The sequence below is a fragment of the Achromobacter sp. 46006 genome (assembly GCF_059761975.1).
In genome coordinates, this window is record NZ_JCBANN010000093.1 from 1 (window position 1) to 13,879 (window position 13,879).

The 13,879-nt window shown below is 69.3% G+C and carries 12 protein-coding genes; 10 read left to right on the top strand and 2 right to left on the bottom strand.

Annotation, left to right across the window (positions count from 1 at the left end):
* Positions 1 to 657, bottom strand: a 657-nt coding sequence (locus tag AC6LKG_RS25270) for an IclR family transcriptional regulator (RefSeq protein ID WP_498169489.1), incomplete at its 3' end; no start/stop codon positions are given.
* Between the two features lie 160 nt (positions 658 to 817).
* Between AC6LKG_RS25270 and xsc the strand changes: the two genes are divergently transcribed.
* The 10 genes from xsc (at position 818) to AC6LKG_RS25320 (ending at position 13,404) form a co-directional block, all read left to right on the top strand.
* On the top strand, positions 818 to 2,629 hold the full coding sequence (gene xsc, locus AC6LKG_RS25275) for a sulfoacetaldehyde acetyltransferase (RefSeq protein ID WP_498169492.1): 1,812 nt from the start codon (positions 818 to 820) through the stop codon (positions 2,627 to 2,629).
* 4 nt (positions 2,630 to 2,633) lie between these two features.
* Positions 2,634 to 3,563, top strand: coding sequence for a bifunctional enoyl-CoA hydratase/phosphate acetyltransferase (locus tag AC6LKG_RS25280; RefSeq protein ID WP_498169494.1), 930 nt, complete (start codon positions 2,634 to 2,636; stop codon positions 3,561 to 3,563).
* A 90-nt stretch (positions 3,564 to 3,653) separates the two neighbouring features.
* Positions 3,654 to 5,273, top strand: a complete 1,620-nt coding sequence (locus AC6LKG_RS25285) for an ABC transporter substrate-binding protein (protein ID WP_498169496.1) — start codon at positions 3,654 to 3,656, stop codon at positions 5,271 to 5,273.
* 12 nt (positions 5,274 to 5,285) lie between these two features.
* Positions 5,286 to 6,254, top strand: coding sequence for an ABC transporter permease (locus AC6LKG_RS25290; protein ID WP_498169498.1), 969 nt, complete (start codon positions 5,286 to 5,288; stop codon positions 6,252 to 6,254).
* A complete protein-coding gene (locus tag AC6LKG_RS25295) occupies positions 6,251 to 7,156 on the top strand; it encodes an ABC transporter permease (RefSeq protein WP_498169499.1) in 906 nt (301 codons plus the stop codon). The genes AC6LKG_RS25290 and AC6LKG_RS25295 overlap by 4 nt, the downstream gene beginning before the upstream one ends.
* Positions 7,156 to 8,787, top strand: coding sequence for an ABC transporter ATP-binding protein (locus AC6LKG_RS25300; RefSeq protein ID WP_498169501.1), 1,632 nt, complete (start codon positions 7,156 to 7,158; stop codon positions 8,785 to 8,787). Before AC6LKG_RS25295 ends, AC6LKG_RS25300 begins: the two co-directional genes overlap by 1 nt.
* Positions 8,780 to 10,441 carry an amidohydrolase gene (locus AC6LKG_RS25305; protein ID WP_498169504.1) on the top strand — a complete coding sequence of 554 codons (1,662 nt, stop codon included), beginning with the start codon at positions 8,780 to 8,782 and terminating at the stop codon, positions 10,439 to 10,441. Before AC6LKG_RS25300 ends, AC6LKG_RS25305 begins: the two co-directional genes overlap by 8 nt.
* Position 10,442: 1 nt before the next feature.
* Positions 10,443 to 11,423, top strand: coding sequence for a CobW family GTP-binding protein (locus AC6LKG_RS25310; protein WP_498169507.1), 981 nt, complete (start codon positions 10,443 to 10,445; stop codon positions 11,421 to 11,423).
* Between the two features lie 118 nt (positions 11,424 to 11,541).
* The gene (locus AC6LKG_RS25315; RefSeq protein WP_024069017.1) at positions 11,542 to 11,934 is read left to right on the top strand and encodes a nuclear transport factor 2 family protein; all 393 of its coding nucleotides are present in this window, start codon (positions 11,542 to 11,544) and stop codon (positions 11,932 to 11,934) included.
* A 39-nt stretch (positions 11,935 to 11,973) separates the two neighbouring features.
* Positions 11,974 to 13,404, top strand: coding sequence for an NAD(P)/FAD-dependent oxidoreductase (locus AC6LKG_RS25320; RefSeq protein WP_498169510.1), 1,431 nt, complete (start codon positions 11,974 to 11,976; stop codon positions 13,402 to 13,404).
* A gap of 85 nt (positions 13,405 to 13,489) precedes the next feature.
* Here the strand turns inward: AC6LKG_RS25320 and AC6LKG_RS25325 are convergent.
* A partial coding sequence (locus AC6LKG_RS25325; RefSeq protein ID WP_498169512.1) for an autotransporter outer membrane beta-barrel domain-containing protein occupies positions 13,490 to 13,879 on the bottom strand: 390 nt, incomplete at its 5' end.

Consider the following 13,879-nt stretch of genomic DNA (forward strand, 5'->3'; position numbering starts at 1 on the left):
GTGCAGCGCCACCGCGGCGATGGCGCGGCGCCCGCGCATGATCGGCACCGCCATGCAGACAATGCCCAGCAGGAATTCCTCGCGGTCGAAACTGGCGCCTTCCTTGCGGATCGCTTGCAGTTCGCGCTCCAGCGCCGCCGTGTCGCATAGCGTGTTGGGCGTGTAGCGCGGCAGCGGCGCCGCTGCCAGCAGCCGCGCGCGGGCCTCGCGCCGCATGTGCGCCAGGAACAGCTTGCCGCTGGCGCTGCAATGCAGCGGCACGCGCGAGCCGGGCTGCAGGTTGACGCGCAGCGGCCACGCGGTCTCGACCCGGTCCAGGTAGATGACCTCGTCGCCGTCCAGCATGGTGCAGTTGCAGGTTTCGCCGATCTCGTCGACCAGGCTGTCGAGGATGCGGTGGCGCTCGGCCCGCAGCGGCGAATTGAGCAGGGTGTCGCGCGCCAATAACGCCAGGCGCGGGCCGGTGATGTAGCTCTTGCCGGCCGGTTCGCGCAGCAGCATGCCGGCGTCCACCAGCCGCGACAGGATGCGCAGCACCGACGGTTTGGGCAGGCCGGTGGCCTCGGTCAGCGCCGCCAGCGATACCGGTGTCTCGGAACCGGCGACCTGTTCCAGCAGGGTCAGCGCGCGCAGCGCCGCGGAGGATTCGTCTTTCATCTTTCAATATTTGAAGATTTGGCGAAAGGCCGCCAGATTGGTGCGGATTCTGCAGAAAATGGAACGCTGCAGGGTGGGAAATGCGGGAGTTCTGCTGCAGTATCGGTTCACCCCGGCCAATATGCAATCCAAGCCGCGCCGGTCCGCCAGGAGAGAGACCATGAGCAGCAAGCAACACATGACCCCCAGCGAAGCGTTCGTCGAGACGCTGGTGGCGCAGGGCGTCAAGGACGTTTTCGGCATCGTCGGCTCGGCCTTCATGGACGCGCTGGACCTGTTCCCGGCCGCCGGCATCCGTTTCGTGCCAACGGTGCACGAACAGGGCGCCGCCCACATGGCCGACGGCTATTCGCGCGTCACTGGCCGCCACGGCGTCTGCATCGCGCAGAACGGGCCCGGCATCACCAACTTCGTCACCGGCGTGGCCGCGGCCTACTGGGCCCACAGCCCGGTGGTGGCGATCACGCCCGAGACCGGCACTTCCGGCATGGGCCTGGGCGGCTTCCAGGAAACCGAGCAGTTGCCGATCTTCTCGCGCATCACCAAGTACCAGGCGCACGTCAACCGCCCCGACCGCATGGCCGAATTCACCGCCAAGGCCTTCGACAACGCGCTGGCCGAGCGCGGCCCGACCCAGCTGAACATCCCGCGCGACTATTTCTATGGCGAGATCGACGTGGCGATTCCGGAACCGCGCCGCATCCGCCGCGGCCCGGGTTCCGAAGAGGACCTGGAAGCGGCCGCGCGCCTCCTGGCCAGCGCCAGATTCCCGGTGATCGTCGCCGGCGGCGGCGTGCTGTTCTCGGCCGGCCAGGCCGAATGCGTGGCGCTGGCCGAACTGCTGGGCGCGCCGGTGGTCACCAGCTACCTGCACAACGACGCCTTCCCGGCCAGCCATCCGCTGTGGTGCGGGCCGCTGGGCTACCAGGGCTCCAAGGCCGGCATGAAGCTGCTGTCGCAGGCCGACGTGGTGCTGGCGCTGGGCACGCGCCTGGGGCCCTTCGGCACCTTGCCGCAGCACGGGCTGGACTACTGGCCGCAGAATGCGCGCATCATCCAGGTCGACGCCGACCACCGCATGCTGGGCCTGGTGCGGCCGGTGTCGGTGGGCATCTGCGGCGACGCCAAGCCGGCGGCGGCGGCGCTGGCCGCGAAATTGCGCGATCGCGAGGTCGCCTGCGTGGCCACCAAGGCGGCGCGCGGCCAAGAGATCGCGGCGCAGAAAAGCGCCTGGGAAAAGGAACTGGACGGCTGGTCGCACGAGCGCGACGACTGGAGCCTGGACATCATCGAGCACGGCGGCGGCCGCATGCATCCGCGCCGCATGCTGCGCGAGCTGGAGCGCGCCATGCCCAGGCACGTGATGGTGTCCACCGACATCGGCAACATCTGCTCGGTGTCCAACAGCTACCTGCGCTTCGAAGAGCCGGATTCGATGCTGGCGGCCATGAGCTTCGGCAATTGCGGCTACGCGCTGCCCGCGCTCATCGGCGCCAAGCTTGGGCGCCCGGACCGGCCGGCGGTGGCCTACGTCGGCGACGGCGCCTGGTGCATGAGCTTCCAGGAACTGCTGACCTGCGTGCGCGAGCGCATTCCGGTGACGGCGGTGGTGTTCCACAACGGCCAGTGGGGCGCGGAAAAGAAGAACCAGGTGGACTTCTACGGCCGCCGTTTCGTCGGCAGCAACCTGCAGAACCCCAACTTCGCGGAACTGGCGCGGGCCATGGGCGCCGAGGGCATCCGGGTCGAGCATGCGGACCAGGTCGGCGCGGCGCTGCAGGCCGCGTGCAAGGCGCAGTCCGAGGGCAAGACCACCGTGCTGGAAATGATGGTGAGCCAGGAGCTGGGCGATCCGTTCCGCCGCGATGCGCTCAAGCAGCCGCTGCGCCTGCTGGACAAGTACAAGCGCTACGTCAACCAGCCGTTCCAGCCGGGCGAGGTGCCGCTGCCGATCGACCCGGTGCGCGGCTGACGCCATGGCCAGCGACCGCTTGTTCGAGCCGCTGCGGGCCGCGGCGCTGTCGGCCGGGCGGGTGCGCACGGCGGTGGCCTATCCGCTGTGCGCGTTCAGCCTGGGGGCGGCGGTGCAGGCGCGCGAGGCCGGCTACATCGAGCCGCTGCTGGTCGGGCCGGCGGCCCGGCTGGCGGCCTTGATGGCCGAGCTGGGCCTGCGCGCCGGCTCGCTGGAGATCGTCGACACGCCCGACGACGAGGTGCTGGCCGCGCGCGCCGCCGCCGGCCTGGCGCGCGACGGCGCCGTCGGCATGCTGATGAAGGGCAGCCTGCACACCGACCATTTCATGTCGGCGGTGGTGGCGCGCGAATCCGGGCTGCGCACCGGCCGGCGCATCAGCCACGCCTTCGTAATGGCGGCCGCGGCCTATCCCAAGCTGCTCATCCTGACCGACGCCGCCGTCAACATCGCCCCGACCTTGCAGGAGAAGGCCGACATCGCGCAGAACGCCATCGACCTGGCGCGCGCGCTGGGCGTGGCGCGGCCCAAGGTGGCGGTGCTGTGCGCCACGGAATCGGTCAACCCGGCCATGCCGGCCACGCTCGATGCGGCGGCCCTGTCGAAGATGGCCGACCGCCAGCAGATCCGCGGCGGCCAGATCGACGGCCCGCTGGCGTTCGACAACGCCATCTCGCGCCAGGCGGCCGAGCAGAAGGGCATCGTCTCGCCCGTGGCGGGCGACGCCGACATCCTGCTGGTGCCCGACATCGAGGCCGGCAACATGCTCTACAAGGAGCTGACCTGGCTGGCCGGCGCGGCTACCGCCGGCCTGGTGCTGGGCACGCGCGTGCCGGTGCTGCTGACCAGCCGTTCGGATGCGGTGCAGGCGCGCGTCGACAGTTGCGCGGTGGCGGCGCTGTATGCACGGGCGCTGGCGGTCGGTCCGCGCTGAACCGCGCTCGCCTGGCACCAACAAGTCCGGCGGTCTGGTACTAAGCACCCGCCGGCGGGTTGACTAGGCTAGCGCTACGCCATCATGTGAATGGCGCATACCAACAACGCCAAGGGGTGGATGATGCGCAGCGCAAGCCGCGGCTTTGCCGCAATACTGACAGCCTGGGCCATGGCGGCCGGCACGCCGGCGGCCCAGGCCGCCGAAACCCCCAAACCGGGCGGCACGCTGGTGATCGGTTCGACGCAGGTGCCGCGCCACCTGAATGGCGCGGTGCAATCGGGCATCGCCACGGGGCTGCCCAGCGCCCAGTTGTTCGCCAGCCCGCTGCGCTACGACGCCGACTGGAAGCCGCACCCTTATCTGGCGGAGTCCTGGGAACTGGCGCCGGACGCCAAATCCCTGACCCTGCACCTGCGCCACGATGCGCTGTTCCACGACGGCCAGCCGGTGACATCCGAGGACGTGGCGTTCTCGGTGATGGCGGTCAAGCAGAATCATCCGTTCCAGAGCATGCTGGCGCCCGTCGAAAGCGTCGACACGCCCGATCCCTACACCGCGGTACTGCGCATGAGCAAGCCGCACCCGGCCATCCTGCTGGCGCTGTCGCCAGCCTTGATGCCGGTGCTGCCCAAACACATCTACGGCGATGGCCAGGACCTGAAGAACCATCCGCGCAATTCGGCCGATGTGGTCGGCTCGGGCCCGTTCACGCTCAAGGAATTCAAGCCGGGCCAGGAGATCGTGCTGGCGCGCTTCGACAAGTTCTTCGAGAAAGGCAAGCCCTACCTGGACCGGGTGGTGGTGAAGATCAACCCCGACGCCACCAACCTGCTGATCGGACTGGAGCGCGGCGACATCGGCGTGCTGCCCTACATGACCGAACCGACCATCCTGCGCCGCGCCAAGGACAACCCGCAGATCGTCATGACCGATCGCGGCTACGAAGGCATCGGCGCGCTCGGCTGGCTGGCGTTCAACACCGCCCGCAAGCCGCTGGACGACGTGCGCGTGCGCCAGGCGATCGCCTACGCCATCGACAAGAAATTCATCACCAAGGCGCTGAACGCCGGCTTCGCCAAGCCGGCGGACGGACCGATCGTGGCCTCCAGCCCCTACGCCACCCAGGACCTGAAGAAGTACCCGCTGGACCTGAAGAAGTCCGAACAGTTGCTGGACGAGGCTGGTTTCAAGAAAGACGGCAAGGGCGAGCGCCTGACGCTCACGGTGGACTACATGCCGGGCAGCGACGTGCAGGGCAAGAACGTGGCCGAGTACCTGCGCAGCCAGTTGAAGAAGGTGGGCATCGCGGTGCAGGTGCGCGCCTCGCCGGACTTTCCCACCTGGGCCAAGCGCATCGCCAGCCATGATTTCGACATGACCACCGACATCGTCTTCAACTGGGGCGATCCGGTGATCGGCGTGCACCGCACCTACCTGTCGAGCAATATCCGCGACATCATCTGGACCAACACCCAGTCGTACCGCAACGCCAAGGTCGACGAGCTGCTGGAACAGGCCGGCACCGAAATCGACGAGGCCAGGCGCCGCGCGCTGTATGCCCAGTTCCAGCAGATCGTGACCGAGGATCTGCCCATCGATTTCCTGACGATCATTCCGTACCACACGCTGGCGTCCAGGAAGGTGCACGGGCTGCCCGACGGTATCTGGGGCCTGTTGTCGCCGCTGGACGACACCTGGCTGCAGTAGCGGGAGGCGGCCATGTTGCGCTATCTCGCGCGTCGGATCGGCTATGCGGTGGTGCTGCTGCTGGCGGTGGTGACGCTTAACTTCCTGCTGATCCACATTTCGCCGGGCGATCCGGTCGAAACCATCGCCGGCTCCATGGGCGGCATCAGCGAGGAATTGCGGGCGCAGTTGCGCGCCCAGTACGGACTGGACCGGCCGTTCCTGACGCAGCTCGGGCTGTACCTGTGGCAGGTGCTGCGCGGCGACCTGGGCTATTCGTACTTCTTCAACCTGCCAGTGGCGCAACTGATCTGGGAGCGGGTGCCGGCCACGCTGCTGCTGGTGGTGACGTCGGTATCCAGCGCCTTCGTGGTCGGCACCGCATTGGGCACGCTGGCCGCGCGCAAGCCCAACGGGCCGCTGTCGCAGGGCATCACGCTGATGTCGATCGTGGGCTATTCCGCGCCGGTGTTCTGGACAGGCATCATCCTGATCATTCTGTTCGCGTCGCTGCTGCCGTGGTTCCCGGTGTCGGACATGCGTTCGGCGGGCGGCCCCGAGGACGGCTGGGCCGGCGCGCTGGACGTGCTGCACCACCTGGTGCTGCCGGCCTTCACGCTGGCCTTCGTGTACCTGGCGCAATACAGCCGGCTGGCGCGGGCCAGCGTGATGGATGCGCTGGCGGCCGACTACATCCGCACCGCCCGCGCCAAGGGCCTGCCCGAGCGCACCGTGCTGTACCGGCACGCGCTGCGCAACGGCGTGTTGCCGGTGGTGACCATGCTGGGCCTGCAATTCGGCAACGTGCTGGCCGGCGCCATCCTGGTGGAAACGGTCTTCAACTGGCCCGGCCTGGGGCGGCTGGCGTTCGATTCCGTGCTGCGGCGCGACTATCCGACGTTGCTGGGCATCCTGCTGTTCGCGTCCCTGCTGGTGGTGGTGATGAATCAGCTTACCGACCTGGCCTACCGCCTGATCGATCCCAGGATAAAGATCTCATGAGCCAAGCTCCTCCCTCGCTTTCCAGCGGTGTCGCCGAGGCGGCCCGCGCGCGGCCGGCGCGGCCGGCGTACGAAGCGCTGCGCGTGTTCGCGCGCAATCCCGGCGCGCTGGCCGGCGTGCTGCTGCTGGCCGCCATCCTGGCGCTGGTGCTGTTCGGGCCCATGGCGATGCAGGCCGATCCGTACGAGATCGCCAGCGCGCCCATGGAGCCGCCGGGCGGCGATCTGCTGCTCGGCTCCGACTATCTCGGCCGTGACGTGCTGACCGGCCTGGTCTATGGCGGCCGCGCCACCCTGCTGGTCGGAGTGGTCGCGGCGGTGCTGTCGATGGCCATCGGCATCACCGTGGGCGCGCTGGCCGGCTACTACGGCGGCTGGGTCGACGAGACGCTGATGCGCATCACCGAGTTTTTCCAGGTGCTGCCGGCGCTGCTGTTCGCCATGGTGCTGGTGACCTTGTTCAGCCCATCGCTGACCACCATCGCGGTGGCCATCGGCGTGGTCAGCTGGACCGGCACCGCGCGCCTGGCGCGCGGCGAGTTCCTGAGCCTGAAGCGGCGCGAATACGTGCTGGCCGAGAGGGTGATCGGCTCCAGCAACGCGCGCATCATCTGGCGCGTGATCCTGCCCAATGCGCTGGCGCCGCTGATCGTGTCGGCCACGCTGGCCATCGGCACCGCCATTCTGTTCGAGGCCGGATTGTCCTTTCTCGGGCTGGGCGATCCCAATGTGATGAGCTGGGGCCTGATGATCGGCAGCAACCGGCCCTACATCCTGACGGCGTGGTGGGCCGTGACCCTGCCGGGCGCGGCGATTTTCCTGACGGTGCTGGCGGTCAGCCTGATCGGCGATGGCCTGAACGATGCCCTCAACCCCAAGCTGGCCAGCAAACGGAGGGCCTGATGAGCGCACTGCTTGAAGTCCGCGATCTCGGCGTGTCCATCGTCCACGGCGGCCCGACAGTGGTGCGGGGCGTGTCCTACACCGTCAACCGCAATGAGATCCTGTGCGTGGTGGGCGAATCGGGGTCCGGCAAGTCGGTCACCGCGCACGCCATCATGGGCCTGCTGCCGCCCGACCAGTTGCGCGTGACCCACGGCCAGATCCTGTATGGCGGGCGCGACCTGGTCGGCCTGTCGGCGGCGGACTGGCAGGGCCTGCGCGGCCGCAAGTTCGGCATGGTGTTCCAGGAACCGATGACGGCGCTCAATCCCGTCATGCGCGTGGGTCGGCAAGTGGAGGAAGTGCTGGCCTGGCATACGCGCCTGAATGCCGCCGCGCGCAGGCAGCGGGTGCTGGACCTGTTCGGCCAGGTGTCGCTGCCCGAGCCGCAGGCCATGTACGACGCGTTTCCGTTCCAGTTGTCCGGCGGCCAGCGCCAGCGCGTGGTGATCGCGATGGCGCTGGCGCTGGAGCCCGACGTGCTGATCGCCGACGAGCCGACCACCGCGTTGGATGTCACCACCCAGGCGCAGATCCTGGCCCTTATCAAGGATATCCAGCGCCGCATGGGCATCGGCGTCATTTTCATCACCCACGATTTTGGCGTGGTGGCCGATATCGCCCACCGCATCGTGGTGATGCGCCAGGGCGCGGTGGTGGAGGCGGGCGCGGCCGAAGACATCCTGAACCGGCCGCGGCATCCCTATACCCGTCAGTTGATCGCCGCGGTGCCGCACAAGCCCGAGGGCAAGGACGAGGCCGCCGCCACACCTCCCCTGATGCGCGTGGCCAATCTGTGCAAGACCTTCGCCAGCGGCGGGCGGCGGGTCGACGCGCTGCGCGATATCTCGCTGGAGATACGCCAGGGCGAGACCCTGGGGCTGGTGGGCGAATCCGGCTCCGGCAAGTCGACCCTGGGTTGTGCCCTGATCGGACTGCTGGCGCCCGACAGCGGCAGCGTGCAGTTGGACGGACGCGAGCTGGTGGGCATGACGCCGCGCCAATTCCGTCCCTACCGGCGCCAGATCCAGATGGTGTTCCAGGACCCGTACGCCTCGCTCAACCCGCGCCAGCGGGTCGTCGATGCGGTGGCGCAGGGCCCGATCGCGTTCGGCGCAGACCGCCAGACCGCTTTGCGCGAGGCGCGCGAACTGCTGGCGCTGGTGGGGCTGGGCGGCGATGCCGGCGAGCGTTATCCGCACCAGTTCTCGGGCGGACAACGCCAGCGCGTCGGCATCGCCCGCGCCCTGGCGCTCAAGCCGCGGCTGCTGGTGGCGGACGAGGCGGTCTCCGCGCTGGATGTGTCGATCCAGGCGCAGGTGCTGGACCTGCTCAAGACGGTCAGCGGCCAGTTCGACCTGTCGGTGCTGTTCATCACCCATGACCTGCGGGTCGCGGCCCAGATCTGCGACCGCATCGCCGTGATGCGGCAGGGACAACTGGTGGAGCTGGACCGCGCCGCGACGATTTTCTATCACCCCCGCCATGAATACACGCGCCGCCTGATCGACGCGGTGCCGGGCAAGGCCTGGAACAAGCCCGATCCGCAAGCGCTGGCGGATCCTTCAACCTGGAGCACGCAGCATGCATGACACCGAGTCTTGCGCCCGCACCACGATCTACGCGGCGCGCGCCATCCTGACGATGAATCCGGCCCAACCGCGCGCCACGCACGTGGCGGTGCGCGATGGCCGCATCCTGGGCGTGGGCAGCCGCGAAGACCTGGCTGGCTGGGGGCCCGCCGAACTGGACGAACGCTATGCCGACCACGTCCTGATGCCGGGGCTGGTGGAAGGGCATTGCCACCTGCCGGAAGGCGGTATGTGGCAGTTCGCCTATGTCGGCTACTACGACCGCCGCGGCCCGGACGGCCGCGTGTGGCCGGGCCTGAAAAGCTTCGAGGCGGTGGCGGCGCGCCTGCGTGAATTCGCCGCCGGCCTGGCGCCGGAGCAGACGCTGATCGGCTGGGGCTTCGACCCGATCTTCTTCGGCGGCCAGCGCATGAGCGTGCGCGACCTGGATGCCGTGTCGGCCGAGCGGCCGGTGGTGGTGATGCATGCCAGCATGCACCTCATGAATGTGAACACGCCGATGCTGGCCCGCGCCGGCATCGACCGCGATACGGATATCGAGGGCATCAGCCGCTTCGCCGACGGCCAGCCCAGTGGCGAGCTGTGCGAATTCGCCGCCATGTTCCCGGTGATGCGGCTGATCGGCAATCCGTTCCGCACCGTGGGCCTGTCGGAAAGCGGCTTGCGCATGTTCGGCAAGGTGGCGCAGTGGGCCGGCGTCACCACCGCCACCGATCTCGTCAACGAACTGGGCGACGAAGGGCTGGCGACGCTGGCGCGGGTCACGGCCGAGCCCGACTATCCGGTGCGCATCGTGCCGGCGGCATCCGCGCTGGCCTACGCCGGCGACCCGGCCGCCTGCCTGGCGAAGCTGCGCGAGGCCGTGCGCCTCAACCATGGCAAGCTGCGCCTGGGCATGGTCAAGCTGGTGGTGGACGGGTCCATCCAGGGCTTCACCGCGCGCCTGCGCTGGCCGGGCTACTACAACGGCGCGCCCAACGGCATCTGGGTCATCGCGCCGGGCGAGCTGGACGCCCTGGTGCAGGCCTATCACGACGCAGGCGCGCAGTTGCACATTCACACCAATGGCGACGAGGCCACCGAACTGGCCATCGACGCCATCGACCGCGCCTTGCGCCGCAGCCCGCGGCGCGACCACCGCCACACGTTGCAGCATTGCCAGATGGCCGACGCGGCCCAGTTCCGCCGCATGGCCAGCCTGGGCCTGTGCGTGAACCTGTTCGCCAACCACATTTTCTATTGGGGCGACGCCCACCATGCCCTGACCATGGGGCCGGACCGCGCCAACCGCATGGACGCCTGCGCCTCGGCCGCGCGGGCAGGGGTGCCGTTCGCGATCCATTCGGATGCGCCGATCACGCCGCTGGGGCCGCTGTTCACGGCCTGGTGCGCCGTCAACCGCCAGACCGCCTCGGGCCGGGTGCTGGGCGAGTCCGAGCGCATCAGCGTCGAGGCGGCGTTGCATGCCATCACGCTGGGCGCGGCCTACACGTTGCACATGGATCATCTGGTCGGCTCGATCGAGGTCGGCAAGCACGCCGATTTCTGCGTGCTGCGCGACGATCCGCTGGACGTGCCGCCGCCACGGCTCAAGGACATCGAGGTGCTGGGCACGGTCATCGGCGGCCGGCCGTTGGCGCCCGGGGCGGCCTGACATGGCGCGCATTCCGCTGACGGTGGTGGGCGGCTTCCTGGGCGCCGGCAAGACCACCTTGCTGAACCACGTGCTGGCGGCCGGCGGCCGCCGCGCCGCGGTGCTGGTCAACGACTTCGGGCCGGTGGATATCGACGCCGGCCTGCTGGCGTCGCGCGCCGACACGGTGATCCGGCTGGCCAACGGCTGCGTCTGCTGCTCGATGGCCGGCGGCCTGGACGACGCGCTGGCGCGGGTGCTGGCATTGGACCCCGCGCCCGAATGGATCGTGATCGAGGCCAGCGGCGTGTCCGACCCCGGTCGCATCGCGCAGGTGGGGCTGGCGGATCCGCTGCTGCAACTGGAGGCGGTGGTGGTGCTGGTGGATGCGGGTGGCATCCGCGCCACGCTCGACGATCCGCTGCTGGCCGATACCGCGCAGCGTCAACTGCGCGCGGCCGATCTGCTGGTGTTGAACAAGACCGACCTGCTGCCGGCGGACGACCTGCCGGCGTTGCGCGACTGGCTGGGGGAACAGTCGGGTGGGGCGCCTATTGTGCCGACGCGGGAGGCGCGGGTGGACCTGGGGGCGCTGGGCGCCGCGGCGGTGTGCGGCCAAGCAATGGGTGAGGGGGGCTGCGGCGACCCGACGCACGGTCATGGGGCGCAGGCCGATGGTACGCGGTCCGTGCTCGGGGCCCCGGACGACGATCCGAGCCACCCGTTCGAGAGCTGGCTCTGGCCGGCGCCGGCGCTGCTGCATGCCGACCGCCTGGCCGACGTATTGCGGCAGTTGCCGCGCCATTGCTTGCGCGCCAAGGGCTGGGTGCGCACCGAACGCCACGGCTGGGTGCTGGTGCAACTGGCGGGGCGCCGGGTGCGCTTCGATACGCGGGCGCTGCGTCCGGCGCAGGCGCAGTCGCCGTCGCTGGTGTTCATCGGCATGCGGGGACTGACGCGGGGCGATGAGGTGGCGGCGCGGCTGGCGCTGGCGGCGGCCTGACGCGGTTCTGGTGCAAGCGATTTTCCGCGTCTGGTTCTAGACCCTGCCGGCCCCCGCCGCGTACCTTGGGTCTGGAGCCTGGGCGCATGTCGTGCCCGGCCATCGAGGAGGGTAGGCAATGCAAAAGACCGTCACCGTGGACATGCTGGCCGAGTTCGCGGCCGCGTGGAACCGCCACGATATCGACGCCCTGATGTCCTTCATGAGCGAGGACTGCGTCTTCGAAACGGTGGGCGGCCCCGAGCGCTGGGGCGCCCGGCACAGCGGCCGCGAGGCGGTGCGCGCGGCCTTCGAGGCGGCCTGGAAGAACTTTCCCGATGCGCAATGGAACAACGGACGTCATTGGGTGGCGGGCGAGCGCGGCGTATCGGAAAGCACCTTCACCGGCACCGCCGCGGACGGCTCGCGCGTCGAAGCCGACATGGTCGATGTGTTCACCTTCCAGGACGGCAAGATCCGCGTCAAGAACGCCTTCCGCAAGCAACGCCCGGCGCTGCCGGCCCGCGCCTGAGCCGACGCCGCCACCGGACACCGCCCCATGGATGCCGCTATGTCTTCCGATCTGTCGAATACCGCCGGTACGTTCGTCGATCCCGCCGGCGCGCCGACCGCCAGCCCGGCTGCCAGCGCCTACAACCCGACCTACGACCCGCTGGTGTCGCCGCCCGGACGCGGGCAGGAATACGCGCCCACCTACTGGGTCGCCACGGCCGGACCGCCGCCTGCGGACGACGGGCCGATCCAGGGCGACATCGAGGCCGACGTGGTCATCGTCGGTTCGGGCTTCACCGGCCTGTCGGCGGCGCTGGCGCTGGCGCGCGACTACGGCGTGGGCGCGGTGGTGCTGGAGGCCAACCGCGCCGTGTGGGGCTGCACCAGCCGCAACGGCGGGCAGGGGCAGAACGCCTCGGGGCGGCTGTACCGCTCGCAATGGATCGAACGCTGGGGGCTGGACACCGCCCGCCGGCTGGACGCCGAGATCCACGAGGGCTTCGATTACTGGAAGAGCCTGGTGGCGCAGATCGATTGCGACGCGCAGCCCGGCGGCCATCTGTACACGGCGCACCGCGAGAAGAAGCTGGCCTTCCTGCGCAACGAGGCGCGGGTCATGCGCGAGCAGTTCGGCTACGACACGCGCATGCTGACCAAGGCGGAACTGCGCGAGCGCTATGTCGACGACCACGAGGCCGTCGGGGCCTTGCACGAGCCGGACGGCATCGGCGTGCATCCGTTGAAACTGGCCTATGGCTACATGCGCCAGGCCCGCGCCCTAGGCGCGCGCGTCCATCCCGGCAGTCCGGTGTTGGGATGGAGCGAGGAGGGCGGCCGCTACCGGCTGCATACGCCGGGCGGCACGGTGCGCGCCAGGCGGGTGGCCTTCGCCACCGGCGGCTACACGGCGCAAGGGGTGAACGGCCTGCTCGACAACCGCATCATGCCGATCCTGTCCAATTCCATGGTGACCCGGGTGCTGACGCCGGACGAACGCGCCCGCGCCGGCCTCAAGAGCACGGTATTCATCACCGACACGCGCACGCTGCGCTTCTATTACCGGCTGCTGCCGGACGGCCGCATGCAGATCGGCAGCCGCAGCGCCCTGCGCGGCGCCGACGCGCAGCATCCGCGCCACCTGGCGCTGCTGCGCGAAGGGCTGGCGCGCAAGTTCCCGGCGTTGCGCGGCGTCGAGGTGGACTATTCCTGGTGGGGCTGGGTCGACGTCAGCCACGACATGATGCCGCGCATCACCCAGCCGGACCCGGCGCGGCAGGTGTATTACGCCTTCGGCTATGGCGGCAACGGCGTGTCGTTCTCGGCCCACGCCGGCCGCCGCCTGGCGCAGCGCATGATGGGCCAGGACGGCCTGTCGTGGAACCTGCCGATCTACGACTCGCCGCTGCCCGGCCACCTGTTCGCGCCGTTTCGCCGGCTGGGGCAGGCGCTGCTGTACCGCTGGTACTACCTGCGCGACGAAGTGCTGTAGCGGCGAGGGCGTCGTCGCGGAACGCGCCCGGACCATCGGCGAAGCGGGGCCGGGCGCGGTGGGCCGCGTTCAGAAAGGGGTGCGCTCAGAACTGATAACGCACCCCGATCTGGCCGTTGTAGTCGTGCTTGAGCTTGCCGGCGAAACTGCTTTCCACCTGGCTGTAGAGGCGCCAGTTGGCGGACAGCCTGGCGTTCAGCGACAGGTTCACCAGATAGCGGCTGTCGTCGGCCATCGGGTTGCGCAGCACATCGTCCGGACTGCCGTTGTTCACGATGTCGATGCTGCCGCCGCGCCGCAGGTTCTGCAGCCGGAACAATCCGGCGGACACGGCCAGCGCATGCTGCGCATCGGACCGCAGGTTCAGGCCGACGGCCGCGCCGATCTTGGCGTAGACCGGCCGGCTGGCGTTGACGCGCACGTCGACACTGTCTTTGCCGCCATGCAGGGTGTAGCCGCTGGTGGCGCCCGCGAC